Source organism: Streptomyces sp. NPDC002513 (genome assembly GCF_053595355.1).
Map to the genome: position 1 here is coordinate 1 of NZ_JBSFXK010000016.1, position 25,549 is coordinate 25,549.

The window sequence follows — 25,549 nt, forward strand, 5'->3', positions numbered from 1 at the left end:
GCCCGCCCCAGCAGACGCAGACGCAGGGGTGTTCCAGCCCAGGCGGCGCAGGGCCATCCAGCCCTTGGACGGCAGCGCCTCGCCCCGCTCGTCCATCCCGGCGGCCAGCACATCCAGCGACGTCTCGTCCCACCGGTCCGCGACCAGCCGGGTCGTCAGGTCCTGGCACAAGGCGGCCAGGAAACCCACTCGTTCGTACAGCACCCGCTGCCCGACAGGCAGGCCGTTGTCCTCCAGGACGGCCCGGAAAGCGGTGCACGTCGCCGTCGCCATCAACGGCAGCACCAAGGTGTTCAGACAGACCGCCCGGCACTTCCTCGACGTCGCTCGCAATGGGCCCGGCTACGTCGGCGACGCGCGAGAGATCCACATCGAGTACTGCGATGAGTGGGACTCATGAACCGACCGACAGGACCACGCCGCCCATGACGTTCCACGACCACCTCCGGCATCTCGCTGAGAGTGCCCTCGCATCCATCCTGGCTGCCCAGGCCCACGACATCCATGTCGTCTCCTTCTTCAGGGAGGGGTGATCCGGCCGGAGGCCGGGGTGGCTCAGAGCTGAGCGAGGGCGGCGGTGGCCACCGGCAGGGCGACGCCCGTGCGGGTCGCGAGAGGGCGTCTGGCTCTGCGCCAGTCGACCGAGCCTGACGGGCCCGCGCTGATCTGCGAGCAAGGGGAGATCGAGGCCTTCATCATCGGGGCCAAGGCAGGGGAGGTAGATTTCCTCCTGGCCTCAGCTCTGGCGGCGCCCGCCATCCAAAGTCACCATAACGACACGAAAAGGACGAAGAAGAGGCGATGACATTAAAGCCCATTGACACCAGTCGGCCGCATCCGGCCCGCATGTACGACTACTACCTCGGCGGCAAGGACAGTTACCTGGTCGATGAGGAGGCTGCCGAGCGGGTCATATCGTTCCTGCCGGCCATTAGGGTTGCCGCCCGAACCAACAGAAGCTTTATGTATCGGGCTTCCCGGCTCCTGGCTGACCGTGGTGTCGATCAGTTCCTCGACATCGGAACCGGAATCCCGACGGAACCCAACCTCCACCAGGTCGTCCAAGCGGTCAACCCGCGATCACGCGTGGTCTACGTGGATAATGACCCCGTCGTTCTCCGTCACGCAGAGGCTCTCCTGCGGAGCACGCCCGAGGGCAGGACGAAGTACATTGAGGCGGATGTCCGCGAGCCTGAGGGGATCATCGAGGGTGCGAAGGAGATCCTCAACTTCGAGGAGCCGATCGCCCTTTCACTCGTCGCCCTGCTGCACTTCGTCTCCGACGAGTACAAGCCCTACGAGCTTGTGAGTAAGCTCTTGGCTCCCCTCCCCTCCGGTAGCTTCCTCATGCTCTCGCACGTGACGGGAGACTTTGATCCTGCTGCCTGGGACAAGGCCGTGGAGATCTACCGCAAGAGCGGCGTGCCCGCGCAAGTGCGCTCACGAGACGAATTTGCCCGGTTCTTCACGGGGCTTGATCTGATCGACCCGGGCATTCAGGTTGTCACCAACTGGCACCCGGAGCCTGATCAGGAGTTCAACGACGAACAGGTTCCCCTCTACGTCGGTGTCGCGCAGAAACCGTAGGTGCTCCGCGGAGCAGCAGGTGATTCGGCTCGGGCTGGAAGCCGTCATGTGCTGCGACTCGACGGCCGAAAGGTCGGTTCGACCCGTCGTGGAACCGGTCTGAGGATCTGCCGAGCGGGTGTGACGGTAGCTGTCGAACGAGATCGCCGGCGCTGGTGGACCTCGTTCCGATAGAGCACAGCGGTGCCCGGGTGGAGGAGCCTTCAGCGGCGAGCGATCGTGGAGAATCCGTCCGCTTTGTCCGCCGTGCTGCGCCGGGTCACCTACGAGTGGCGGACGGTGAGGACGTCACCCGGGAGGGCATCGCCGACCCCCGCTCCGGCGGCGGTCGGCGTCATCCCGGTGCGGCATGAGGGGGAACGGCGGCATAGGCCCTCGTCGGCTGGTTGCTCAGAGCCAGTCCTTCCGCTTGAAGATGAGGTACAAACTGGCGCATACGACCCCCATCAGGGCGACCGCGAAGGGGTATCCGAGTGCCCAGTGCAACTCCGGCATCTTCCTGAAGTTCATGCCGTAGATCGTCCCCACCAGCGTCGGAGCGAACAGGATCGCCGCCCAAGAAGAGATCTTCTTGATCTCCTCGTTCTGTTCGAAGCCGGCCTCCGCCAGCGCCCGCATCTCCGCGTTCTGCTGTTGGGTGACGAGCGTCGCGTTGACCGTCAGGATGTCCGCCAGGGCCTGGCGGAAACCGTCGACGCGTTCACTGGTGTGGGTGACGTGGTCCGCGACATCCCGCAGATAGCGTTGGAGCTCATCGTCCGTGCCGTACTTCGTGAAGCCCGCCATCAGGCCGTGCAGCATGCCCACCAGGGGGCGGGTGGCGCGCTGGAACTCCACCATCTCGCGGGAGAGTTCGTAGATGCGGCGGGAGACCTCGGGGTCGCCGCGGAAGACCTCGGTCTCGATCTCGTCGATGTCGTTCTGCACACCGGTGACCACGGGGGCGTATCCGTCCACGACCGCGTCCAGGATTGCGTACAGCACCGCTTCGGGGCCCAGCTTGAGCAGCTCGGGCGACTCCTCCATGCGGCGACGGACCGCCGACAGGTCCGGGGCCGCGCCATGGCGGACCGTGATCACGAAGTCCGGGCCCACGAACACATGCAGCTCGCCGAAGTCGACCTCCTCCGGCGCGTCCAGATAGCGGGCGGCGTGCAGCACGACGAACAGCGTGTCGCCGTACCGTTCCAGTTTCGGCCGCTGGTGCGCCTCCAGCGCGTCCTCCACCGCGAGCGGGTGCAGATCGAACTCGGCCGCCAGGGAGAGCAGCTCGGACTCGGTCGGACGGGCCATACCGATCCACGCCATGCCGTCCGGGTCGTCGCGCAGCTCGCGGAAGGTGTCGGCCAGCGACGCGGGAGCGGAGATGCGGACGCCGTCCCGGTACAGGACCGCCTGGACGACACTGTCCGTCTCCACGGGTTCCTCGGGCGCCGGGTCGGGCGGCGGCGCCGGGGGGCTCGCGGGCGGTGTCGTCGCCTGGTTCAGGGCGCGGCGCCATACCGGCGTGCGGCCGTTCCTGGCGGCTGGGCGGGCGCGGCTCTCGGACATCGCGGCTGCCTCCCGTGTCGAACGTACGTCTGTGTGATCACGGAGCAGGATATACCGGGCAAACGGAGCGCGGTTGACGAGTGTCCCAGGATCCGGTGAGAGCTGCGGACGGAAGCTGTCCGCAAACCGAACCGATATGCGCGTCATCACGCAGAGGGCGAGCCCCACGTCACGGAAGGTGCCTCTCGGGGCTCATGGCCGGCCGCAGGCCGCGGACGCAGAAAGAGACCGTGGGCCGGGCCCGCTCGGGGCCCGGCCCACGGCCGGAGGGGTGGACAGGGGGCGTTGCGAGCCGCTCGTGGAGGCCCGCAACGCCCCCTGGTATCTACCTGAGTGATACTCAGGAGCCTTCTGGGGCTAGGAGTTGACCTGAGCGGTCACCAGCGAGGAGAAGGTGGTCAACCGGGTGTAGACACCCGGGTAACCGGCCTCGGCACAGCCGTTGCCCCAGGAAGTGATCCCTGCCAGGACGCCCCCGATGAGCAGGGGACCGCCGCTGTCGCCCTGGCAGGTGTCCACGCCGCCGGACGGGTATCCGGCGCACACCATGTCGGACTGGACGAAGTCCGAACCGTAGGAACTCCCGCAGCTGGAGTCCGACACGATCGGAACCGTGGCGGTGCGCAGCTGGTTGGAGGAATTGCCGTTCTCGGAGGTGGTGCCCCAGCCGACGATCCGCGCGGTGGTGCCGGCCGCGTACACGCCCGTCTGGGAGGAGGGGACGTACGACGCCGTCGTGTACGGCATCGAGCTGGACAGGGTCAGCACCGCCACGTCGTCGCCGTTGCTGGTGTCCGTGTAGTCCGGGTTGACCCAGATCTTGCTGACCTTGCTGACCGTCCCGTTCGTGCCGTTGAGATAGGTGCGGCCACCGACCACGCGGACGCTGCCGGCGGTCTCACCGGCCATGCAGTGCGCGGCCGTGACGACCTTCTTGGCCGCGACCAGTGTGCCGCCGCAGAACTGGTTACCGGACGCGTCCGTGATCTGCATCATGAACGGGTACGCGGTCGTCGTGGTCGTCGTGCCGCCGACGATCGGCTGGGGCGCGGCGACCGCGGCGGTGGCGCCGAGCAGCGCGGTCGTGGTGGCGGCGGCGGTCGCGAGGGCGGCGGCGACGGTCTTTCTCGCGCGGGTGAGCCCGAACATGAGTCTCCTCAGGGGGTTGCCGGTGGGGGATCGCGCGGACGGGGGTGATGCACGGCGGCGTCGGCCCGTCCCGCTCGAGTGGGCTTCGAGAGGAGCGGGGGCCGGCCCCGGTGTCCGGCGAGCGGCACGCCCTTACGCTAGAAGGCGGCCCGGTCCCTCCCCAATGAGGGAACCCCCTAAGGGAGTTGGGCAGGGATAACCCTCGGTCTGCGCGCGTAAACGGGCGGCGTCGGCCGGATCCGGTCGAGCGATGGCCCGGGGCGTCGGCGGAATCCGGTCGGCGGTGGCCCGGGTCAGCCGGTTCGGGTCGGGCCGGGCGGTGGTCCCGTGCCTGGCGGGTTCGGGTCGGGCCGGGCGGTGGTCTTGTGCGTGGCCCGGTCCGGCGGGCCACGCGGTCGCCGGCCCCCGGTCAGGCCGAGCGGTGCCCCGCCGCCAGACGCACGATGTCCACGCGCGACCGGATGCCCAGCTTGCGGTACACCCGGGTGAGCGTGGCCTCCACGGTCTTCACGCTGATGAACAGCCGGGCCGCGATCTCGCGGTTGGTCGCGCCCTCCATGACCAGCGAGGCGACCTGCCGCTCCGTCGCGGCCAGGGTGTCCAGGGCCGCCGCGGCCAGGGGCGGCTCGGCGGCTCCCGTGACCGCGGCCGTCTCCACCTGGCGCTGCCACGGCATCGCGCGGCAGCGGCGGAAGAGCCGGGCCGCCTCGTCGTACGACGTGGGCCCGGGCTTCTGGGTGCGCAGACCCGCCAGCGCGAAGGCGGCCCGCGCCTCCTCCAGCCCGTACCCCAGTTTCGCGAGACGGCTCTGAGCCGACGTCAACTGCCGTACGGCCGAATCCGTTTCTCCTCGTGCGGCACGCACCAGCGCCTCTGCCCGGTCCAGCACCGCCAGTACGCTCTCCCGCCCGAGCCGCAGCGCACGGGTGCGGGTGGCGTCGATGACGTCCTGGGCCTCGGCCAGTTCCCCGCTGCGCACCAGCGCCTCGGCGAGGTCGCCCTGCCAGCGCCCCCGGGCCGGATCGGTGACCCCGAGCCCCTCCTCCAGCTCCCGGACCCGGCGCAGCGATCCCACCGTCCCCGCCGCGTCCCCGGCCACCAGCTGGGCATGCCCGAGGGCGGCCAGTGCCCGCGACAGATACAGCACGTCGCCGTCCTCCTCGGCGCGTCTGACGGCCTCCCGGGCCAGTGTCAGCGCCCGCTCCACCTCGCCGCCCGCGGCCTCCGCGAGCGAGGTGAGCATGGCGCTCGCCCCCTCCCCGATGCCCGTGTCACGGGCGAGCCGCAGGCTCTCGCGCGCCAGGTCGAGGGCCCGTCCGCAGTGCCCGGCCCGCAGTTCGGTCTCGGCGAGTCCGCGCAGGAAGTGCACCTCGGCCTCGGCCATCCCGCGCCGACGCACCTCGCGCAGCAGACCGCTGATCGTCTGGCGCGCCTCGGCGAGCTGGTCGCTCATGATCAGCCAGCGGAACCGCGCGGAGCCCGCGCCGTTGTGGTCGCACGCCACCCGCGGGTCCTGCGGCTCCCGCAGGGCGCGTTTGATGGTCACGGGTGCGTCCGGATGCCCCATCAGGGTCTCGGCCTGCGCCTGGAAGGCCAGGGCCAGCAGTTCGCTGCGCCGGTCACCGGCGCGCGCCGCCAGCTCCGCGGCGAGCGCGCCCTCCTCGCGGGCCCGGTCGAAGTCGCCCTCCACGAGCAGTGCCCGCCAGGCGAGCTGGTAGTGCACGAGGGTGAGCAGCCGTGGATCGTCGCCCGCGTCCGTGAGCGCCTGCGGGAAGACCGCGTCGACCTCGGCCATCGCGTGCCCGGCGGCGTCGATCACGACCATCCACGCCCGCACCCGGTCAGCCGGTTCGGTCGCCCGTGCCAGCACCTCGTGGGCGATGTCCCGCGCGAAGTCAGTCTCACCCGCCGTCAACGCGTCCTCGGCCGCCTGCAACCGCCGTTCGTCCGCGGCCGGCACCGTCCCGGCCGGGGTGTGGCGGGCCGCGAGCAGCCCGAGTTCCGCCGCCACCGACGGCGCGCCCCGGTCCCGGGCGGCGGCCGCCGCCTCGCCGAGGCGACCGGCCACCGCGGGGTCGGTGCCGGTGCTCGCGAGCGCGAGGTGCCGGGCCCGCTCGATCGGGTCGCCGGCCGCCGTCGACAGGGCCGCGTGCGCGGCCCGCCGCTCCTGCGCGCTCGCCTGCGCGTACAGCGCGGCCGATATCAGCGGATGCGTGAACCGTACGTACGGCGCGTCCCGCTCCGTCAGCAGCAGCCCGAGCGCGGCGGCCTGCGCCGTCTCCGCCTCCGCGTGGGGCCGTCCCGCGGCGCGCAGCAGGGTCAGCGTGGGCCGGGCCCCGGCGCTCGCCACCAGCAGGGTGCGGCGGGCCTCCGCGGACAGTGCCTCCAGCCGGTTGAGCACCAGCGCGCGCAGCGAGGTCGGCACCGGCAGCGGTTCGCCGGGACTCGGCGGTGTCGAGCTCTCGAACAGGGCGCGGCCGAGCTCCAGCGCGAACAGCGGATTGCCGCCGCTGGTGCGGTGGATGTCCCGCACGGTGGAGCGGGGCAGGCCGCTGTAGCCGCGGTGGTCGAGGAGTTCGGCGACCTGGGCGCGGGGGAGCGGGTCGACCCGGACGGTGAGAGTGTCCGGCGGAGCCGCGCTCAGATAGCGGTCGTGCTCCTGGCCCTGCGGCTCGGTGTGGGTGCGCACCGCGCACAGCATCTGCACCGGCGTGCCGCCGAGGCGCCGCGCGGCGAAGCCGAGGAGTTCGGCGCTGGCCGGATCCAGCCACTGCAGATCGTCGGCGACGATCAGCACCGGGCCGCGAGCCGCCAGCGCCCGCAGGGTGGACAGCACCGCGAGCCGCAGCGCGAGACCGTCCCGTTGCAGCGTGGACTCGCCGCGGCCGGTGAGCGCGGACTCCAGGGCGGTGCGCTGCGGGGCGGGCAGCCGGTCGGCGACCTCGTCCACGACGAGGCCGAGCAGGTCCGCGAGGGCGAGGAAGGGGAGATGGGATTCGGACTCGGTCGCCGAGCAGCGCAACACGGTGCGCACCGCCTCCCCGTAATCCGCGGCCAGCGAGCGCAGGATGGTCGACTTTCCTATTCCGGCCGGGCCGTGCACCAGCACACTTCCCCCGCCGGCGAGTTGCTCGCGCGCTCCCGCGAACAGCTCGTCCCGGCCGATGACCAGGTCGGAGCGGGGTCTGGCAGGCTCCTTGAAGTCCCGTCGCACGGTCACCGCTCCCTCCGTGTGTCGTGTCCCGACCAATATTAGGCAACGGGCCTTTGAATTTCGGACAACCGGTGAGGTGGTGAGGGTCATAACAAGACGTCGGCACAAGGGAATTCACCGGAGTGCCGAATGCATGGGAACCGACAATCGGAGGGTGCGCACAAGGTGCGGGTGGCTGGCAATGCACCCGGAAGCCGTGCAGAGACGGACAGATGGCCGCCACGGCAGCACCCGATACGCCACGGGAGCACCCCCGGCGCGCTACGGCAGCACCCCCACGCGCCGCGCGGCGACCACCGCCTCCCAGCGCGTGTGCGCACCCAACTTCCGCATGGCCGACCGCAGATATCCCTTCACGGTCTCCGGGCGCAGCCCCAGCCGCTCCGCCGCCGCCGCGTTGGTGGAGCCGACCGCCACACACGACAGGACGTCCACCTCCCGTGGCGACAGACCCGCGCTCTGTGCCGGGGAAGCCGGGGGAAGCGAGGACGCCGCGCCCGCGAGACGCCCGCACACGGCGAGCAGCTCCGCCCGCAGCGCCGGGTCCTCCACCCGCTGGGCCAGCGACCGCAGCGTGCCGTGCGCCTCGCGGACCCGCTCCCAGGCCGCGCCGGACGGCGGTCCGGCGGGTTGCCGCACAGCCGCCAGCACCGCCCGCGCCTCGTCCCGCGCGACCAGTTCCTGCTCCACGTCCCGCGCCGCCGCCACGGCCGCGCTCAGCGTGCGGTCGCCCAGCGGCTGGGCCATGCGCAGGGCGCCGTAGAGCACACCGCGCACCCTGCGCCGTACGACGAGCGGCACCGCGAGCACGGACCTGAGGCCCTCCGCCGCCACCGCGCCGTCGTACTCGTGGCTGATCTGCCGCGAGGCCGAGTAGTCGGTCACCGCGCACGGCCGGGCCAGCGCCACCACCTTGCCGCCCAGGCCGTTGCCGGAGACGACGGCGAGCGAGCTGAGCGCCGTCGTCGCGGTCCCGCTGAGTTCGCTGATACGGATCTGCGGCCGTCCGGACTCCACCAGGCCGCCGAAGGCGATCGGCAGCCCCGTGGCGCGCCGCAGCCGCACCAGCGCGCCACGCACCTGAACCGCCTCGGCCGCGTCTGCTGTCACGTGCCCGCCTCCTCGTCGCGGCGTACCCCCGTTCGGGGGTGGTGAGACCTCTATCACGGATTACAGGATGTGAGATGGCTGTCCGGCAATGAGGAGGACACGTGACGGCGAACACCGACCCGACGGACGCGTTCCGGACCGCGCGGGACTTCCTGCTCGCGCACCGGAAGGACTACGCCACGGCGTACGCGGGCTTCCACTGGCCGCGCATGACGCACTTCAACTGGGCGCTCGACTGGTTCGACGTCATCGCGGACGGCAACGGCCGCACCGCGCTGCACATCGTCGAGGAGGACGGCAGCGAGACCCGGCTGTCCTTCGCCGAGCTGTCCGTACGCTCCCACCAGGCCGCGAACTGGCTGCGCGGGCGTGGCGTCCGCGCCGCGGACCGCATCCTCGTCATGCTCGGCAACCAGGCCGAACTGTGGGTCACGGCGCTGGCCGCGATGAAGCTGCGCGCCGTGGTCATCCCGGCCACCCCGCTGCTCGGCCCCGCCGACCTGCGCGACCGCGTCGACCGCGGCCGGGTCCGGCATGTGATCGCGCGCGCCGAGGACACCGGCAAGTTCGACGAGGTGCCCGGCGACTACACCCGTATCGCGACCGGCGGCGCGGGCGCGGGCTGGCAGCCGTTCGAGGACCTGTACGGCGCCTCCGCGCTGTTCGCGCCCGACGGGCCCACACCGGCGGACCACCCGCTGATGCTGTACTTCACCTCGGGCACCACGGCACGCCCCAAGCTGGTGGAGCACACCCATGTCTCGTACCCCGTCGGCCACCTGGCGACCATGTACTGGATCGGGCTGAGGCCCGGGGACGTCCACCTCAACATCTCCTCGCCGGGCTGGGCCAAGCACGCCTGGTCCAACCTGTTCGCCCCGTGGAACGCGGAGGCGACCGTCTACCTCCACAACTACGCGCGCTTCGACGCGGCCCGGCTGATGGCCGAGATGGACCGGGGCGGCGTGACCACCTTCTGCGCCCCGCCGACCGTGTGGCGCATGCTGATCCAGGCCGACCTCACCCAGCTGCGCACCCCGCCGCGCGAGGTCGTCGCCGCCGGTGAGCCCCTCAACCCCGAGGTCATCGAGCAGGTGCGGCGGGCCTGGGGCGTCACCATCCGGGACGGCTTCGGACAGACCGAGACGGCCGTGCAGGTCTCCAACAGTCCCGGCCAGCCCCTGAAGACCGGCTCGATGGGCCGTCCCAGCCCGGGCTTCCGTATCGAACTGCTCGACCCGGTGAGCGGCGCGCCGGGGGCGGCCGAGGGCGAGATCGCCCTGGACCTCTCGGTCCGGCCCGTCGGCCTGATGACCGGCTACCACGGCGACGCCGACCGTACCGCGGAGGTCATGGCGGGCGGCTACTACCGCACCGGGGACATCGGCACCCGGGACGAGGACGGATACATCACCTATGTCGGACGGGCCGACGACGTCTTCAAGGCCTCCGACTACAAGATCTCCCCCTTCGAGCTGGAGAGCGCGCTCCTCGAACACGAGGCGGTCGCGGAGGCGGCCGTGGTGCCCGCGCCGGACGAGCTGCGCCTGGCCGTCCCCAAGGCGTACATCGTGCTCGCCGCGGGCTGGGAGCCCGGGCCGGACACGGCCAAGATCCTCTTCGAACACTCCCGGAACGTCCTCGCCCCCTACAAGCGGATCCGCCGCCTGGAGTTCGGCGACCTGCCCAAGACCGTCTCCGGCAAGATCCGCCGCATCGAACTGCGCGAGGCCACGGCCGCCGGGTCCGGGAGCGAGTACCGCGAGGAGGACTTCCGGTGACCGCGCCGTCGTACGCACACGGGACCAGCACCACGCCGCTGCTCGGCGACACCATCGGCGCCAGCCTCGACCGGGCGGTCGCCGCCCACCCCGAACGCGACGCCCTGGTCGACGTGGCGTCCGGACGCCGCTGGACGTACGCGCGGTTCGGCGCCGCCGTCGACGAGGTGGCGCTCGGGCTGCTCGCCAAGGGGGTGCGCCAGGGCGACCGGGTCGGGATCTGGGCGGTCAACTGCCCGGAGTGGGTGCTGATCCAGTACGCCACCGCCCGCATCGGCGCGATCATGGTGAACATCAACCCGGCCTACCGTGCTCACGAGCTGGAGTACGTGCTCCGGCAGTCCGGGGTCTCGCTCCTGGTCGCCTCCCTCTCCCACCGGACGAGTGACTACCGCGCCCTCGTCGACCAGGTCCGCGGGGCCTGCCCCGAGCTGCGTGAGACCGTCTACATCGGCGACCCCGGCTGGGACGCGCTCATCGAGGGCGGGGCCGCGGTGCCGTACGCACGACTGGCCGCCGCGGCGGCCGAGTTGAGCTGCGACGACCCGGTCAACATCCAGTACACCTCGGGCACCACCGGATTCCCCAAGGGGGCCACGCTCTCCCACCACAACATCCTCAACAACGGCTACTGGGTGGGCCGTACGGTCGGCTACACCGAGCAGGACCGGGTGTGTCTGCCCGTGCCGTTCTACCACTGCTTCGGCATGGTCATGGGAAACCTGGGGGCCACCGCGCACGGCGCCTGCATCGTGATCCCGGCGCCGTCCTTCGATCCCCGGGCGACGCTGGAGGCGGTCCAGCGGGAACGCTGCACCTCCCTGTACGGCGTCCCGACGATGTTCATCGCCGAGCTGAACCTCCCCGACTTCGCCGCGTTCGACCTCTCCTCCTTGCGGACCGGCATCATGGCGGGTTCGCCGTGCCCCGTCGAGGTGATGAAGCGGGTGGTCACCGAGATGCACATGGAGGAGGTGTCCATCTGCTACGGCATGACCGAGACCTCCCCGGTGTCGCTGCAGACCCGCAGGGACGACGACCTGGAACACCGCACCGCGACCGTCGGCCGGGTGCTGCCGCACATCGAGGTGAAGGTCGTCGACCCGGCGACCGGTGTGACCCTGCCGCGCGGCAGGGCCGGTGAGCTGCGCACCCGCGGCTACAGTGTGATGCTCGGCTACTGGAACGAACCGGACAGGACCGCCGAGGCCGTCGACCCCGGCCGCTGGATGCACACCGGCGACCTGGCGGTGATGCGTGAGGACGGCTACGTCGAGATCGTCGGCCGCATCAAGGACATGATCATCCGCGGTGGCGAGAACATCTACCCGCGTGAGATCGAGGAGTTCCTCCACGCGCACCCGAAGATCGCCGATGTCCAGGTGGTCGGGATCCCCCACGAGGGCTACGGCGAGGAGGTCCTCGCCTGCGTGATCCCGCGGGACGCGGCCGATCCGCCGACGCTCGACGAACTCCGGGGCTTCTGCGAGGAGCAGCTCGCGCGCTACAAGATCCCGAGCAGCCTGCGGATCCTCGACTCCTTCCCGATGACGGTCTCGGGGAAGGTGCGCAAGGTGGAGCTGCGGGAGGCCTACGCGGAACGGCCGTAGGGGGTGGATGGCCGGGGGCCGGGAGAGGGGTCAGGCCCGGCCCGCGGCCAGTTCGTCGGCGAGGCTGTCGTGCCCGCCGTCTCCCGCCGTGACCCGGGGCTGTCCGGGTCCTGGCCCGGGCTCCGCGGTGCCGCGGGACCCGGCTGGGGCGGCACCCCGGCCACCGGGACGCGCAGCACCGTCCCGCACGCACAGCCCAGTTCCGGGTGCGGCCACTCGTCCTCGCGCCCGCACGTGCCGCAGCGGACCGTGACCCAGTCGTCGGCCCAGGTGCGGTGGGTGACGACGGAGGGTTCGTCGTGGCGGTCCAGTGGTGGGGCGACCGGGGCGCCGCACACACAGGGATAGCGCGGCGCCACGTAGAGATGTTCGCGCCGGCAGACCGGGCAGCGCATGAGGACGCTCTCGGACATGGCCCTCTCCCCCCTACGTCGGGCACCGGTCCCATCCTGCTCCCGTGGGCCCCTGCCTGTCCTCGGCTTCGCGCGCCGCGCGGCCCGGCGGCGCACTGTCTTGACGGCCTTCTCCACCCCGCCTACATTGCTTCCAGATAGTAGAAATGATTTTCTGTAATGCGGAAATCGAAGAGAGAAGTGCTCTCCGCGGGGCGCGACGGGAGCGCGAGTCCGACAGCCGAAGCAGGAGTACTCCATGGCTCGTATGACCGCTGCCCGCGCGGCAGTCGAGATCCTCAAGCGGGAGGGCGTCAGCCACGCGTTCGGGGTGCCGGGTGCGGCGATCAACCCCTTCTACGCGGCCCTGAAGGCCTCCGGCGGGATCCACCACACCCTCGCCCGCCATGTCGAGGGCGCGTCCCACATGGCGGAGGGCTACACCCGCACCCGTCCCGGGGCCATCGGCGTGTGCGTCGGCACCTCCGGTCCGGCCGGCACCGACATGATCACCGGGCTCTACTCGGCGACCGGTGACTCCATTCCGATCCTCTGCATCACCGGCCAGGCCCCGACCGCGGTGATCCACAAGGAGGACTTCCAGGCCGTCGACATCGCCTCCATCGCGAGGCCGGTCACGAAGATGGCCGTCACCGTGCTGGAGGCCGCCCAGGTCCCGGGCGTCTTCCAGAAGGCCTTCCATCTCATGCGCTCGGGCCGGCCCGGACCGGTCCTCGTCGACCTGCCCGTCGACGTCCAGCTCACCGAGATCGAGTTCGACCCGGAGACATACGCACCGCTGCCCGTCCACCGGCCCGCCGCCACCCGCGCCCAGATCGAGAAGGCGATGGCGCTGCTCAACGCCTCGCAGCGGCCGCTGATCGTCGCCGGCGGCGGAGTCATCACCGCGGACGCCGCCGAACTCCTCGTGGAATTCGCCGAACTGACGGGCATTCCGGTCGTGCCGACCCTGATGGGCTGGGGTGTCATCCCGGACGACCACGAACTGAACGCCGGCATGGTCGGCCTGCAGACCTCGCACCGCTACGGCAACGCGACCTTCCTGGAGTCCGACTTCGTCCTCGGCATCGGCAACCGCTGGGCCAACCGCCACACCGGCAGGCTCGACGTCTACACGGCCGGCCGGACCTTCGTCCACGTCGACATCGAGCCCACCCAGATCGGCAGGATCTTCGCCCCCGACTACGGCATCACCTCCGACGCCAAGGCCGCGCTCGAACTGTTCGTGGAGGTGGCACGGGAGTCGAAGGCGGCCGGACGGCTGCCCGGCCGGGACGACTGGGCCGCCGCCGCCCGGGAGCGAAAGGCCCGCCTCCGGCGCCGTACACACTTCGACGACATCCCGATCAAGCCGCAGCGGGTCTACGAGGAGATGAACAAGGCCTTCGGTCCCGAGACCCGGTATGTCTCCACCATCGGCCTCTCCCAGATCGCCGGCGCCCAGATGCTGCACGTCTTCCGGCCCCGCCACTGGATCAACTGCGGTCAGGCCGGTCCCCTCGGCTGGACCGTCCCGGCCGCACTGGGCGTTGCCACGGCCGATCCGGAGGCGTCCGTCGTCGCCCTCTCCGGCGACTACGACTTCCAGTTCATGATCGAGGAGCTGGCCGTCGGAGCCCAGCACCGGATCCCGTACATCCACGTCCTGGTGAACAACGCCTATCTGGGCCTGATCCGTCAGGCGCAGCGGGCGTTCGACATCGACTTCCAGGTCAATCTGGAGTTCGAGAACATCAACTCGCCCGAGCTGGGCGTCTACGGCGTCGACCACGTCAAGGTCGCCGAGGGCCTCGGCTGCAAGGCGATCCGGGTGACCGACCCGGCCGAGCTGGGCGCCGCCTTCGAGCAGGCCGGGAAGCTCGCCGCCGAGCACCGGGTGCCGGTCGTCGTCGAGGCGATCCTGGAGCGCGTCACCAACATCTCCATGTCGGCCACCAACGACATCAGCGCCGTGGTCGAGTTCGAGGGGAACGATTAGCGGCCGCGCCGGCAGTGGCGTAGTGATCTGGCAAAGGAGCAGGTCAGCGGGGGCCGGCCCCACTCGGGGCCGGCCCCGTCGCGCTCTGCGCGAAGAGTGACGTCGAAGCTCATATGACGCGAGATCAGACGTCGGGTGCTGCTCCGGCGCCCTTGACGCGAATGCCGCTCTCAAGACTGCGCAGCACCGAGTTCAGGGCCTCGTGCCGTGGGAGTCGCCCTTTGTTCACGGCGTCGCAGCCGGCGTAGACGAGGGCCCAGAACACGCTCTCGATCCAGGCGCTGCTCACCTTGGAGTCGAAGACCCCCGCGGCGCAGCCTCGTTCGATCAGCCGGGCCACGGCGTCGGCTCTCGCTCCCGGCTCGCTCAGGTTCTCGAAGGTGGTGCGCACGCCCGGATCGCTGAACAGGAAGAGGAGGTGGTCGCCGACGTCGAACATCGTCGCGACGAGCCGGCGCAGGGTCTGCACCGGCTCGTCGTCGTCCAGCCGGGCCTCCTGGATCGCCTGACTCATCACGCTGGCCGAGTCCTTGATGACCGCGTTGATCAGCGATTCACGGTCCGGGAAGTAGCGGTGCAGGCTCGTCCGTCCCACGTCGGCGGCTTCAGCGATCTCCGCAAGCGTCGCGCCACGGTTCCTGGCCAGAAGCGACGCGGCGGCCGTCAGGATGGCGCGGCGTGTGCGTGCGCGGACTCGTGACTCCGCGGGTGCCGCGTGTGGGGGCACGGTGCTCGGCATGTAGGGCAGCCTAACCAGAGTCTGTGGGAGAGGCCAGCGCTTACCAAAATAGGCCATTGATGTTCCATAATGGAACTCGCAGTACTATTTTGGCGTGGACAGTCCCAGGGAAGGTGCTGCGATGTCCACGTTCGCTCTGACCGCAGAGCTGCTGTGCAAGCGCTTTGGCAAGGTCAACGCCCTCGACGGGTTCTCGCTGGAGGTACCGGAGGGGACCGTGTGCGGTCTGCTCGGACCGAACGGCGCGGGCAAGACCACAGCGGTACGGGTGCTGAGCACCTTGTTACGGGCTGACAGCGGCAGGGCCACCGTCGCCGGGTTCGATGTCCTGGCGCAGCCCGCGCAGGTGCGCTACCGGATCGGGTTGGCCGGGCAGCGGTCGACCGTCGACGAGATCCTCACCGGCCGGGAAAACCTGGAGATGTGGGGCCGGCTGAACCACCTCGGTCCCAGGGGTGCGCGCGAGAGAGCGGGTCAACTGCTCGACCAGTTCGGGCTCGTCGAGGCCGCCGACCGGCGGGCCGGAGGCTACTCGGGCGGCATGCGCCGGCGGCTCGACCTCGCCGCCGCCTTCATGCTGGCGCCTGCGGTCATGTTCCTCGACGAGCCCACGACAGGCCTCGATCCGGCCGGCCGCAACGAGGTCTGGCGATCCGTCCGCGCCCTCGCCGCAGGCGGGACGACCGTCCTGCTGACCACGCAGTACCTGGAGGAGGCGGATCAGTTGGCGTACCAGATCGCCGTGATCGCGCGAGGCAGGGTGATCGCCGACGACACTCCGGAGCGCCTGAAGTCGCTCGTCGGCGGGGACCGGATCGATCTGGTGCTCCGGGACGCCCGGTCGTTACCGGTGGCGACGGCCTTGCTCGACCGGATCGCCGGAACCGAGCCCGAGGTCGACGGGGAGTCCAGGCGGATCAACATCCCGGTGTCCGACCGTACCGCCGCCCTCCTCGAAGTGGTCGGTGCTCTGAACCAGGCCGGGATCGAGATCGAGGACATCTCGCTCCGCCGTCCCACACTCGACGAGGCCTTTCTGCATCTGACGGCCCGTCCCCAGTCCGAGGAGACCCTGGCGTGACGTCCCTGACCGCACTCCCCGCTCCGGCCATCCCCAAGAACCGGATCGCATCGCTCCGCTGGATCGTGACCGATGCCGGCGTCCTGCTCCGGCGGAACCTCGTCCACTGGACCCGCAAGCCCTTCGTCCTGGTGTACAGCCTCTTCTGGCCGATCATGGTCGTGCTGATCTTCGGCTTCATCTTCGGCAGCGCCATGAAGGTGCCGGGGGGCGGCGATTACCGCCAGTTCCTGATGCCGGGCCTGTTCGGACAGACGATGCTCTTCGGCGCGGTGACCACGTTGACGATCGTCACCAACGACGTGGCCAGAGGAGTCACCGACCGGTTCCGCTCCATGCCCATGTCCTCGGCGGCGGTGGTGCTCGGGCGCAACTTCGCCGACATGTTCCACTCGGCGGTGGAACTGTTCCTCCTCGTGCTGTGCGGGCTTGCCATCGGGTGGCGCTGGCACCATGGTCTCGCGCAGGCCCTGGCGGCGGTCGGCCTGCTGCTTCTGCTGCGTTTCTCGCTCATCTGGGTGGGGATCTACCTGGGCCTGCTGGTCCCGCAGGAGGCGGCGGGTGCCGCGTTCATCCCGCTCTACCCGATCTCACTGCTGGCCAACACCTTCGTCTCGCCGTCCCAGATGCCCGTGTGGCTGCGGGTGATCGCCGAGTGGAACCCCCTGTCGGCCACGGTCGGGGCGTGCGGCCGGCTGTTCGGCGATCCCGGGCGCGCGGAGGGTTCGTGGCCGGCGCACCACTCCCTCCTGCTGGCGATCGCCTGGCCGCTGCTGATCATCGTCGTCTTCCTGCCGCTCTCCGTCAGGCGCTGGCGCAACCTCGGCGGCTGACTCCTCGGGGTCCGGCTCCGTCCTCGCGGCGGAGCCGGACCCCGGCGGGTCAGCGGAAGTCGTGGGCGTGATCGCGCGCCCACTGTGCGAACGTCCTGGCCGGCCTGCCGGTGACCGGCTCGGCGGTCGGCATCTCCACGGGCGCCTCGGGCTCCCCCTTCTCGTGTGCGTCGGAGGGGTCCGTCTCGACCCCCGAGTAGTCCTCGAAGCCGAGCAGGAAGTCGGCATTGGCCGCCGCGAATCCACCCTGCTTCCGGTAGATCTCGCGGGCCTGGTCGGGCGTGACCTGCTCGAAGCGGATCTCCTCGCCGATGGCCTCCGCGATGGTGCGCACCTGTTCCCGGGCGTCGATCAGAGCGGGACCGCAGAGCGTGTAGGCCCGGGCCGCGTGCCCGTCCTCCAGCAGGGCGATGGTGGCCACATCGGCGATGTCCCTCTCGTGCGTTAGGTACCCGGCCGCGCTCGGGTAGGGGTCACGCACCACACGTTCCGCCCGGATCGACGGGCCCCACAGCCAGAGCTTGTTGAGCGCGAACTCGCCGGGCCGCACATGGGTCCACTCCAGTCCGGAGGCCTCCACGGCCTGCTCCACCGGGAGGTGGAAGTCGGTGTCGTATCCGGTGGTCACGGCACCGGACGACAGCACGACGATCCGCCGCACTCCGGCGCGCTTGGCCAGGTCGACGACCTCCCGCGCGGTCTCCGCCACGGGGAAGAGGTACATGCGGTCCACGCCGTCGAGCGCCTCCGTCAGACTCGAGGGCCGGGTGAGGTCCCCGGCGGCCACCTCGACGTCCGTGGGGAGGGCCGCGGCGCCGGGATCACGGGTCAGCGCCCGTACGCTCGCCCCCGCCTTGACGAGCTGATCGACCACCAGGCGTCCGACGTTGCCTGTCGCTCCTGTCACGAGGATGGTCACGCCATCCGTCCCTTCCTGGGTCCGGTGGAGCCTCCGCGGAGGAGCGGAGCTCCCAAGGCCAACACTGCCGACATTCTGCTCTCCATAATGGAGTTCCAGTGCTCGATTTTGGAGTTTCGACGTTCCAAAGAGCCGGAACCGACGTTGGTCAAGCGAGGTTTGACCAAGCTGCGAGAGGCCCCGCGCACTGTCGAGAACAGATACTTCGGCACCGTGTCAAGTGCCTTGCTGCGAAAGGGTCTGAGATGCTCGAGGGGCAGCCGCAGGTCAAGGAAGGCGGCAGCGAGGGGCGTCCCCGCGTGATGCGGGTCGCCCCTCGCTCTGTCGGCCCCGGAGGGGTCCGGCGCGTCGCGGTACCCCCGTCCCTCGCCGCGCCCGGGTCGTCGCCGAAGCGCCGTCCCGACCCCTCCGGCGGGGCCCGCCGCCCCCGTTTCGGCGGGCCCCGTGTGTCGATAATCTGCCCGCCAGGCAGGGGAGTTGAAGCCTCTCGGCCGGTGTTCAGAGGATGACTTGAGGGTTGCGTAGACCGCCTACGCATATCGGTGCAGGCGGTCTTTTCGATCGCGTGGTTCTCTTGGTTCTGTTCGGCCCCTGCGGCCTGTGCTCTCTTCGGTCTCTTCGGCTTGCGGTCTCCGCCGTCCGTAGGTCTCTTCGGCTTGCGGTCTCCGCCGCCCGTTAGGCCCGTTCGGCCTGTCCGGCCCGCGAGGTCTATTCCGTCTCTTCGAGGTCGTGCTCCGACAGCCCCGGCCACTCGTCCGGCCCGCCGCCCTGCCACTCGATGAGGTCGCTCTCCTCGACCTCGATCCGGTCCAGGTCGGCCAGGCGAAGGATCTCGACGACGTCGTCGAGGTGGCTGGCGAGTCCGAGGGTGACGTCGCCCTCGGTGACCCGCCGGGATCCGTCCAGGGCCGGGGCGTGCACCACGATGTGCGGATGCTGCGATGACTGTTCCATGTCTTCAGCCTCCTGCCCCCGGGCGCGATCCGCACCCCGGACACGGGGAAAGCGCCGGACGCGGAACGATCCGCGCCCGGCGCCTCCCGGCGTGGGGGACTTCCGGCGCTCTCGGTCTGGGGGCGGGGACCGCGGCGGGTGCGACGGTTCCGGAACGCTCCCCCTCACCTGACGGAATGTCAATATGCGGACACGCGCAGGGGTTGGGTGCAAGAGGAGGTTTCCGGGTGGTGCCGGCGCCTGGGCGCGACAGGACAGGTGTCGGCGACGGCACCACCCGGAGGTCTGGGGTGCGAGGGCTCAGATCCGGGTGCCCGAGAGGCGTTCCACGCCCCGCAGCAGGGCCGAGTGGTCCAGGCCGCCGTCGCCCTGCGCGCGCAGGGAGGTGACCAGTTGGGCGACCACGGCACCGACCGGCAGAGCGGCACCCACGGTGCGGGCGGCGTCCGTGACGATGCCCATGTCCTTGTGGTGCAGATCGATGCGGAATCCGGGGGTGAAGTCGCGGTTCAGGAAGTTGTCCTTCTTGCGGGCCAGCACGGTCGAGCCCGCCAGCCCGCCGCCCAGCACCTCCAGGGCCGCCTTCAGATCCACTCCGGACCTCTCCAGGAAGACCACGGCCTCGGCGCACGCCTGGATGTTCACGGCGACGATGAGCTGGTTCGCGGCCTTCACGGTCTGACCCGAACCGTGCGGGCCGCACAGCACGATGGTCCTGCCCAGTGCCGTCAAGAGCGGCTTCGCCGTCTCGAAATCGGCCTGTTCGCCGCCGACCATGATGGACAGCACGGCCTCGATCGCGCCTGCCTCGCCGCCGGACACCGGCGCGTCGAGGACGCGGATGCCCTTCCTCCGCGCGTTCTCGGCCAGGTCGATCGAGGTCTGCGGGGTGATCGACGACATGTCGATCAGCAGGGCGCCGGACCGCGCGTTCTCCAGGATGCCGTCGGGGCCGTAGGCGACCGCCTCGACCTGGGGGGACGCCGGCACCATGGTGATGATCACGTCGGCGTCGCGTACGGCCTCGGCGACCGAGGCGGCCGCCGTGCCGCCGGCGGCGGTCAGCCGGTCCAGCTTCTCCCGCTCCAGGGTGTATCCGGTGACGTCGTATCCCGCTTTGATCAGGTTCTCGGCCATGGGGGAGCCCATGATGCCGAGGCCGATCCAGGCGACCGCCGGACGGGCCGGGCGGGAGGTGTCTGGGGGCGTGATGCTCATGAGGGTGCCTCTCTGACTGCTCTGCTGCGTCTGCGGGTCGAAGCTCAGCGGGCCGCGCGGGCGGTTGCCGGCAGCCAGGCGAAGGTCTCCTCGCCGGTCCTGTCGCCGGGCTTGTACTCCAGGCCGGTCCAGCCGTCGTAGCCCGCCTTCGCTAGCCGGTCGAGGAGGTCCGCCAGCGGGAGCGAACCCGTCCCCGGCGCTCCGCGTCCCGGGTTGTCGGCGATCTGGACGTGCCCGGTCTTCGGCGTGTACCGCTCGATCACCGACGGCACATCCTCGCCGTTCATCGACAGGTGGTAGAGGTCCATCAGGAACTTCGCGTTGCCGAGGCCGGTCGCCTCGTTCACCTTGTCGACGATGGCTACGGCGGCCGGGGCCGACACCAGCGGGTAGCGCGGGGACTCCGGCCTGTTCAGCGCCTCGACGAGGAGCATCGCGCCGATACGGTCGGCGGCGCGGGCCGCGAGTGCCAGGTTCTGAAGGGCCAGCGCGTCCTGCTCGGCCGGGTCCACGCCGTCGACGCGGTTGCCGTACAGGGCGTTCAGGGCGGTGCAGCCCAGCGACCCGGCGAAGTCCGCCGCCACCTCGATGTTGGCGCGGAACCTCGCCGACTCCTCGCCGGGGACGGACAGGGCGCCGCGGTCCGGGCCCGGCAGCCGGCCGGCGTAGAAGTTCAGTCCCGTCAGCCGCACCCCCGCGGTTTCGACCGCCTTCGCCAGTGCGTCCAGCTCGGACCGCTCCGGGGTGGGCGAGTCGACCCAGGGCCACCACAGCTCGACCGCGGAGAAGCCCGCCGCGGCGGCGGCCGCGGGGCGTTCCAGCAGCGGGAGCTCCGTGAAGAGGATCGACAGATTGACGGTGAAGCGCTGGCCGGCGAATCCCATCGGCGACACCCCTTCTCCTTTCCTTCCGTATTATGGAATTACTTTTTTGCTTAACGGAAGGCTGTCGCGCTGTGGTGCCGCTTGTCAAGGGGGCGGAAGCCGCTTGTCGCACGGAGCTGGAGGGGAGCGGGCGCAACCTCGTGCCGATTGGGGTCACCTCGTGATGGACCGGGCGGCACCGTCCCGGTGGAGGCCTTCGATGTGCCCTCGTACAGGCGTGTAATGCCAGGTCAGGGCCTCACCCGCACAGGTCGCGTCGTGCGGCGCACGTCCCGCCCCTCAAGGGCAGCGAACAGTGCCGGCGTGGGTGGTTGGTGACGTGGGCGGCCCGCGGAGTCGGCGTCCGCAGGGGTGTCCAGGCGTTCCTGGTGAGGGCGGCTCCCGGCGTGCTGAAGGCGGACGACGGCGTCGAGCCCACCGCCGGGGGCTGTCTCCAGCGTGACCTCGCCACCGCCGGCACGGGAGAGTTGCCGGACCATCGGCAGGCCGAGGCCCGTGCCGTCGTGGTCGGCATCAGCGGCCCGCCAGAACCGGTCGAAGGCTCTGTGCCGTTCGGCTTCGGACATGCCGGGCCCTTGGTCGATCACATGGAGTTCGGCCACGGGTGGGATGCGGCTGCCTGCTCTCGGGGCGGTGGCGGTTGCCAGCGTGATGGCGGTTCCCGGCGGGGACACGCGCAGCGCGTTGGACAGCAGATTGTCGATGATCTGCTCCAGTGCCCCCGGGACCGCCCACACGTGTACGGCTGTGGCCCCGGAGACGATGATGTCGACCTGCTGCTCGTCGGCGAATGCCGCCCAGATGGCCGCGCGATCGGCGACGACGGCGTTGAGATCGACCGCCTCCGGCCTGATCGCGGAGTTCTCCAGTCGGGCGAGCGCGAGCAGCCCCTGCACCATACGACTGAGCCGCTCCAGCTCCCCCACGGCCTCCTCGAGGCTGTCGTGGGCACAGGGGGCGAGGTACGGCTCGAAATTCTCCAGGCGCAGGCGCAGTGAGGTCAGGGGAGTCTTCAACTGGTGGGATGCCTCGGAGGCGAACGCCTGCTGAGCTTGGAGCAGGTGCTGGAGCCGGGTCGCGGTTCTCGTGAACGACGCGGCGAGCCGGCGTAGTTCCGGCGGCCCGTGATCCGCGGCCGGCGGATCGGTGATCCGGCCTTCGGCGAGTTGTGCCGTGGCGCGTTCCAGGGCTCGGACGGGACGGGTGATCGAGCGGGCGAGCACGAAGCCGATCAGGGAGACGGCGGCCAGCACCCCGAGCCCTACCGCGGCGAGGACCAGCCAGGTGGCGTGGACCTTTGCCCTGAGCGTGCCCAGCGCATACACCGTTCGCACCACACAGGCGACGGTGGCGTTGGAGCCACCCGGCACGGTGACGGTGAGGACTTCGCCGCCTGTGGACGGGTCGCTGCGGGTGCCGACGGCGGGCTGATCGCGCAGTGCGGTAGAGATGTCCGGCTCGGCGGACAGGTCCCTGCCGACCGGGGCACGGGCAGCGGTGTCGGTGAGGACGGTGCCCTTGTGGCCGGCGACGAGCACGCGACTGCCGGTGCGCTGCCCGTACGCGCGGGCCAGTTCGGGCAGGTCGGCCGTCAGCCCGTGCTCCATCTTGTCCTCGCAGACCTCGGCGAGCGTCATCGCCCCCTGCTGCGCCGCATCGGAGAAGCGGGACAGCTCGCTGCGGGCGTAGAGGATGCCGAACGGCACTTCGAGCGCGAGCAGGACGAACAGCATCAGGCTCAGATGGCTGAGCAGAAGGCGACGCGTCACCGGGGCCCTCCGCCGTGCCCCGAATCCGCGCCGGCCGTGGTGTCGATGTGCGCCGGGGGGACCAGGCGGAAGCCGATTCCGCGGATGTTCTCGATCCAGGAGGAGTCACCGAGTTTGCGGCGCAACGCGGCGATGTGGACGTCCAGGGTCTTGGTGGGGCCGAAGAAGTTCGGTTCCCAGGCCGTGTCGAGAATCTGCCGGCGGGGGCAGACGGCTCCGGGGTCTTCGGCGAGACAGACGAGGAGGTCGAACTCCTTGGGCGCGAGGGTGATGGGCATCCGGTGCAGGTGTACCTGCCGGGTGCGATGGTCGATGGTCAGCGGGCCGATCCGCTGGAGGTGGGACGTACCGGGTTGTTGTGCCAGGTCATCCGAGGTCTGCGGCTCTTCATGGCGGGTGTCCGGCACGGGAGGGCGGGCGCGGCGGGTGACGGCACGGATCCGGGCGACGAGCTCCCGCACCCCGAACGGTTTGGAGACGTAGTCGTCCGCGCCCAGCTCAAGACCGAGCACCCGGTCCACCTCGTCGTCTCTGGCAGTGATCATGATGATCGGCACGGACGAGCGGGAGCGGAGGGCACGGCAGACGTCGATACCGTCCATGTCGGGCAGCCCCAGGTCCAGCAGCACCATCTCCGCCTCCGGCGCGGCGAGGCCGTCGGCCCCGTTTCCGGCGTGTTCGACGGTGAATCCGAAACGGCGCAGTCCCTCCGTCAACGGTCCGGCCACCCGGTCGTCGTCCTCGATCAGCAAGACACGCATGCAGAAAGGCTCACAGACCTCGGCCGAAAGGTGTGGCGCAAACGCCGTAACCTCCCCCGAGCCGGTGATCCTCCACGGTCGGCGTAGCCGCTCAAGCGCGGCGCGATGACGACATCCAGGACATGGACAGCGGGGAGTAAGCCGCGGGTTAAGGTCGCGGACGGCGGTGTCCGATCCCGCAGGTGACAGCCGAAAACCGAGGTGAGGCCGGACCGCGTGACATGAAGGCCCTCTCGGTGGAATCGGCCGGAGGTGAGGAAGGAAAAGCGCTTCATCGGAGGAATTCGGGATCCACGCTGTATGTGCTCTGGCATTCCGCTTGATCGTCTTCCCGTAGCGTCGGTTGCCCGGCCGGTGCCGCTGGAGCACCGCGCGGTAAGCGCCCCCAACGAGCACCTGGGATGCCCCATGCCCATTGATGAACTACGCCGCACGCGCCCGGACCTGGCGGAGCCCTTCACGACCGCGCTGCCGGGAGCACGCGCCACCGTGCTGGGCCGGCTGTGGGGCGCTCTGGTACGAGAACCCCTGCCCGGCGTGACCGGGCATCGCCGGGAGTCCGACGCCGTGGTGGTCGAGTTGCGGCGGGGCGGTTCACTCGCGGCGGCCGAGTCCAGTGCGCGGCCGTTCGCCGAGGTGCCCGACGACTTCGCCGTGTCCGGGCCAAAGGGGCCGATCAGGGGGCCGGCGGAGCTGCTGGCTCAGTTGGGCCTGCGTACCCCTGCGGCGGAGCGACTGGCGGCCGAGCTGGACAACAGCGTGGTCAACCTGGCCCTGGCCCGGGCCGCGAACGCCGGCGCAAGGGTCCCGCCGAAGGACTCGGCAGATGCCGAGCAGGCGGTCGTCGACGGTCACCCGCAGCATCCCTGCTGCCGGACACGTACCGGCATGTCGATCGCCGACGTGCTCGCGTACGCCCCCGAGCACCACCCCGTCGTCCGGCTGGCGCTGCTCCGTGTCCCGGCCGACCGCTGGCAGGGCGCCGGCACGTGGCCGCGAGTACTGCGTGACGGCGACACGATCCTCCTCCCGCTGCACCCCTGGCAGCGGAACCACATGCTCGTGCACCAGCCCGACCTGGCCGTCGTGGAGGAGACGATCCCGGCCCGGCCGCTGCTGTCGCTGCGCACCCTCGCCCCGCTGGACGTCCTGCCGGGCTGCCACTTCAAGACGGCGCTCGACGTGCAGGTCACCAATTACCGACGCACCATCTCCCCGGCCGAGGTCGCCGACGGGCCCCCTCTGTCCGACCTGGTCGCGGCCGTCATCGACAAGGCCGGGTACGGCGGCAGCCTGCGCATCCTGCGGGAGCTGGGCGGCGGCGCGGTGCGCGTGGACGGGCTGCCCTCCGAGAGCCTGGCGGCAATGATCCGGGAGTCGACCGAGCGCCACCTCGACGCCGGAGAGATCGCGGTTCCGCTCACGGCCGTCCACGCGACCGGGGCCGCCATGGTGTCGGGTGACCCGGTGCGCTGGCTGGCGGACTTCGCCGGGCTCGTGCTGCCGCCCGCTCTGACGCTGCTGTCCATGGGGGTGGCGCTGGAGGCGCACGGCCAGAACACCCTGGTCGTGCTGCGAGACGGGCGGCCGGTGCGGGTGCTGTACCGGGATCTGGACGGCGTACGGGTCAGCCCACGCCGCCTGGCCCGGTGTGGTTTCACGCTGCCGCCGCTGCTCGGCACCCGCGCGGGCGATGACGCGGCCGCGCTGCACACCAAGCTGTTCGGCGGCCTGATCAGCGGAGTCTTCAGCGAGCTGGTCGCCGTCCTCAGCCGGACGCGGGCGGCCGATCCCCGGGCGCTGTGGGGCGCGGTGGCCGAGGCCGGCCGCCGGGTGTACGCCGGTCTGCCGGACCAGGAGGATGCGGCGGCGTTCTTCGGCGACACGATGCCGCTGAAGGCGACCATCGCCATGCGCCTGGCCGAGAACCCGGGCAAGGCGCAGTGGACGTCCGTCCCCAACCCCCTGGCGCTGTGCCGTTGATGCCCTGCACCGACC

Annotated in this window: 19 protein-coding genes and 3 pseudogenes; 9 read left to right on the forward strand and 13 right to left on the reverse strand. The window is 70.6% G+C overall.

Annotated elements, in window-relative coordinates:
- Nucleotides 1-273: pseudogene (locus tag ACWD5Q_RS13675) on the reverse strand (hypothetical protein); the annotation flags it as partial.
- Between ACWD5Q_RS13675 and ACWD5Q_RS13680 the strand changes: the two are divergent.
- From ACWD5Q_RS13680 to ACWD5Q_RS13690, 3 genes and pseudogenes are all read left to right on the forward strand, one after another.
- Nucleotides 254-400 (forward strand): hypothetical protein, encoded by a 147-nt coding sequence (locus ACWD5Q_RS13680; RefSeq protein ID WP_451427163.1) that lies wholly within the window; start codon nt 254-256, stop codon nt 398-400. The pseudogene ACWD5Q_RS13675 and the gene ACWD5Q_RS13680 sit on opposite strands and share 20 nt — an antisense overlap.
- A gap of 201 nt (nt 401-601) precedes the next feature.
- Nucleotides 602-805, forward strand: a pseudogene (locus ACWD5Q_RS13685) (DUF397 domain-containing protein); the annotation flags it as partial.
- Nucleotides 802-1,587 carry an SAM-dependent methyltransferase gene (locus ACWD5Q_RS13690; RefSeq protein ID WP_451427164.1) on the forward strand — a complete coding sequence of 262 codons (786 nt, stop codon included), beginning with the start codon at nt 802-804 and terminating at the stop codon, nt 1,585-1,587. The pseudogene ACWD5Q_RS13685 and the gene ACWD5Q_RS13690, both read left to right, overlap by 4 nt.
- A gap of 390 nt (nt 1,588-1,977) precedes the next feature.
- On the opposite strand, the gene ACWD5Q_RS13695 is transcribed toward ACWD5Q_RS13690, so the two are convergent.
- The 4 genes from ACWD5Q_RS13695 to ACWD5Q_RS13710 form a co-directional block, all read right to left on the reverse strand.
- The gene (locus ACWD5Q_RS13695; RefSeq protein WP_451427165.1) at nt 1,978-3,138 is read right to left on the reverse strand and encodes a magnesium and cobalt transport protein CorA; all 1,161 of its coding nucleotides are present in this window, start codon (nt 3,136-3,138) and stop codon (nt 1,978-1,980) included.
- 357 nt (nt 3,139-3,495) lie between these two features.
- Entirely contained in the window at nt 3,496-4,287 is a 792-nt protein-coding gene (locus tag ACWD5Q_RS13700) for a S1 family peptidase (protein WP_451427166.1), read from the reverse strand.
- Nucleotides 4,288-4,696: 409 nt separating this feature from the next.
- On the reverse strand, nt 4,697-7,507 hold the full coding sequence (locus tag ACWD5Q_RS13705) for a helix-turn-helix transcriptional regulator (protein ID WP_451427167.1): 2,811 nt from the start codon (nt 7,505-7,507) through the stop codon (nt 4,697-4,699).
- A gap of 255 nt (nt 7,508-7,762) precedes the next feature.
- Entirely contained in the window at nt 7,763-8,611 is an 849-nt protein-coding gene (locus ACWD5Q_RS13710; RefSeq protein ID WP_451427168.1) for a response regulator transcription factor, read from the reverse strand.
- Nucleotides 8,612-8,712: 101 nt separating this feature from the next.
- Between ACWD5Q_RS13710 and ACWD5Q_RS13715 the strand changes: the two genes are divergently transcribed.
- Both ACWD5Q_RS13715 and ACWD5Q_RS13720 read left to right on the forward strand, forming a co-directional pair.
- Complete coding sequence (locus ACWD5Q_RS13715; protein ID WP_451427169.1) at nt 8,713-10,392, forward strand: AMP-binding protein; 1,680 nt, start codon at nt 8,713-8,715, stop codon at nt 10,390-10,392.
- Nucleotides 10,389-12,002: an AMP-binding protein gene (locus tag ACWD5Q_RS13720; RefSeq protein ID WP_451427170.1), complete on the forward strand. Its 1,614-nt coding sequence runs from the start codon at nt 10,389-10,391 to the stop codon at nt 12,000-12,002. The genes ACWD5Q_RS13715 and ACWD5Q_RS13720 overlap by 4 nt, the downstream gene beginning before the upstream one ends.
- A 92-nt stretch (nt 12,003-12,094) precedes the next feature.
- On the opposite strand, the pseudogene ACWD5Q_RS13725 reads toward ACWD5Q_RS13720, so the two are convergent.
- Nucleotides 12,095-12,415 (reverse strand): annotated as a pseudogene (locus tag ACWD5Q_RS13725) (hypothetical protein); the annotation flags it as partial.
- 238 nt (nt 12,416-12,653) lie between these two features.
- On the opposite strand from ACWD5Q_RS13725, the gene gcl reads away from it, so the two are divergent.
- A complete protein-coding gene (gene gcl / locus ACWD5Q_RS13730) occupies nt 12,654-14,393 on the forward strand; it encodes a glyoxylate carboligase (protein ID WP_451427171.1) in 1,740 nt (579 codons plus the stop codon).
- Nucleotides 14,394-14,517: 124 nt separating this feature from the next.
- Here the strand turns inward: gcl and ACWD5Q_RS13735 are convergent, their stop codons facing one another.
- Nucleotides 14,518-15,132 carry a TetR/AcrR family transcriptional regulator gene (locus tag ACWD5Q_RS13735; RefSeq protein ID WP_451427172.1) on the reverse strand — a complete coding sequence of 205 codons (615 nt, stop codon included), beginning with the start codon at nt 15,130-15,132 and terminating at the stop codon, nt 14,518-14,520.
- 121 nt (nt 15,133-15,253) lie between these two features.
- On the opposite strand from ACWD5Q_RS13735, the gene ACWD5Q_RS13740 reads away from it, so the two are divergent.
- Together ACWD5Q_RS13740 and ACWD5Q_RS13745 are read left to right on the forward strand one after the other, a co-directional pair.
- The gene (locus ACWD5Q_RS13740; RefSeq protein WP_451427173.1) at nt 15,254-16,213 is read left to right on the forward strand and encodes an ATP-binding cassette domain-containing protein; all 960 of its coding nucleotides are present in this window, start codon (nt 15,254-15,256) and stop codon (nt 16,211-16,213) included.
- Between the two features lie 5 nt (nt 16,214-16,218).
- Nucleotides 16,219-17,046, forward strand: coding sequence for an ABC transporter permease (locus ACWD5Q_RS13745; protein ID WP_451427266.1), 828 nt, complete (start codon nt 16,219-16,221; stop codon nt 17,044-17,046).
- 49 nt (nt 17,047-17,095) lie between these two features.
- On the opposite strand, the gene ACWD5Q_RS13750 is transcribed toward ACWD5Q_RS13745, so the two are convergent.
- The 6 genes from ACWD5Q_RS13750 to ACWD5Q_RS13775 form a co-directional block, all read right to left on the reverse strand.
- Nucleotides 17,096-17,965 carry an NAD(P)H-binding protein gene (locus tag ACWD5Q_RS13750; protein ID WP_451427174.1) on the reverse strand — a complete coding sequence of 290 codons (870 nt, stop codon included), beginning with the start codon at nt 17,963-17,965 and terminating at the stop codon, nt 17,096-17,098.
- A 708-nt stretch (nt 17,966-18,673) separates the two neighbouring features.
- Nucleotides 18,674-18,919 carry a hypothetical protein gene (locus ACWD5Q_RS13755; RefSeq protein WP_451427175.1) on the reverse strand — a complete coding sequence of 82 codons (246 nt, stop codon included), beginning with the start codon at nt 18,917-18,919 and terminating at the stop codon, nt 18,674-18,676.
- Between the two features lie 300 nt (nt 18,920-19,219).
- Nucleotides 19,220-20,137, reverse strand: coding sequence for a 2-hydroxy-3-oxopropionate reductase (locus tag ACWD5Q_RS13760; RefSeq protein WP_451427176.1), 918 nt, complete (start codon nt 20,135-20,137; stop codon nt 19,220-19,222).
- A gap of 44 nt (nt 20,138-20,181) precedes the next feature.
- A complete protein-coding gene (locus tag ACWD5Q_RS13765) occupies nt 20,182-21,021 on the reverse strand; it encodes a TIM barrel protein (protein WP_451427177.1) in 840 nt (279 codons plus the stop codon).
- A gap of 230 nt (nt 21,022-21,251) precedes the next feature.
- A complete protein-coding gene (locus ACWD5Q_RS13770; RefSeq protein ID WP_451427178.1) occupies nt 21,252-22,790 on the reverse strand; it encodes a sensor histidine kinase in 1,539 nt (512 codons plus the stop codon).
- Nucleotides 22,787-23,551 carry a response regulator transcription factor gene (locus ACWD5Q_RS13775; protein WP_451427179.1) on the reverse strand — a complete coding sequence of 255 codons (765 nt, stop codon included), beginning with the start codon at nt 23,549-23,551 and terminating at the stop codon, nt 22,787-22,789. Before ACWD5Q_RS13775 ends, ACWD5Q_RS13770 begins: the two co-directional genes overlap by 4 nt.
- Nucleotides 23,552-23,959: 408 nt before the next feature.
- Between ACWD5Q_RS13775 and ACWD5Q_RS13780 the strand changes: the two genes are divergently transcribed.
- Nucleotides 23,960-25,534 carry an IucA/IucC family protein gene (locus ACWD5Q_RS13780; RefSeq protein WP_451427180.1) on the forward strand — a complete coding sequence of 525 codons (1,575 nt, stop codon included), beginning with the start codon at nt 23,960-23,962 and terminating at the stop codon, nt 25,532-25,534.
- Nucleotides 25,535-25,549: the final 15 nt, after the last annotated feature.

What these genes read in the sequence shown, in the direction of transcription:
- ACWD5Q_RS13690 (WP_451427164.1), top strand. Translation starts at nt 802, where the DNA reads ATGACATTAAAGCCCATTGACACCAGTCGGCCGCATCCGGCCCGCATG.
- ACWD5Q_RS13695 (WP_451427165.1), bottom strand. Translation starts at nt 3,138, where the DNA reads ATGTCCGAGAGCCGCGCCCGCCCAGCCGCCAGGAACGGCCGCACGCCG.
- ACWD5Q_RS13700 (WP_451427166.1), bottom strand. Translation starts at nt 4,287, where the DNA reads ATGTTCGGGCTCACCCGCGCGAGAAAGACCGTCGCCGCCGCCCTCGCG.
- gcl (WP_451427171.1), top strand. Translation starts at nt 12,654, where the DNA reads ATGGCTCGTATGACCGCTGCCCGCGCGGCAGTCGAGATCCTCAAGCGG.
- ACWD5Q_RS13735 (WP_451427172.1), bottom strand. Translation starts at nt 15,132, where the DNA reads ATGCCGAGCACCGTGCCCCCACACGCGGCACCCGCGGAGTCACGAGTC.
- ACWD5Q_RS13740 (WP_451427173.1), top strand. Translation starts at nt 15,254, where the DNA reads ATGTCCACGTTCGCTCTGACCGCAGAGCTGCTGTGCAAGCGCTTTGGC.
- ACWD5Q_RS13755 (WP_451427175.1), bottom strand. Translation starts at nt 18,919, where the DNA reads ATGGAACAGTCATCGCAGCATCCGCACATCGTGGTGCACGCCCCGGCC.
- ACWD5Q_RS13760 (WP_451427176.1), bottom strand. Translation starts at nt 20,137, where the DNA reads ATGAGCATCACGCCCCCAGACACCTCCCGCCCGGCCCGTCCGGCGGTC.
- ACWD5Q_RS13765 (WP_451427177.1), bottom strand. Translation starts at nt 21,021, where the DNA reads ATGGGATTCGCCGGCCAGCGCTTCACCGTCAATCTGTCGATCCTCTTC.
- ACWD5Q_RS13775 (WP_451427179.1), bottom strand. Translation starts at nt 23,551, where the DNA reads ATGCGTGTCTTGCTGATCGAGGACGACGACCGGGTGGCCGGACCGTTG.
- ACWD5Q_RS13780 (WP_451427180.1), top strand. Translation starts at nt 23,960, where the DNA reads ATGCCCATTGATGAACTACGCCGCACGCGCCCGGACCTGGCGGAGCCC.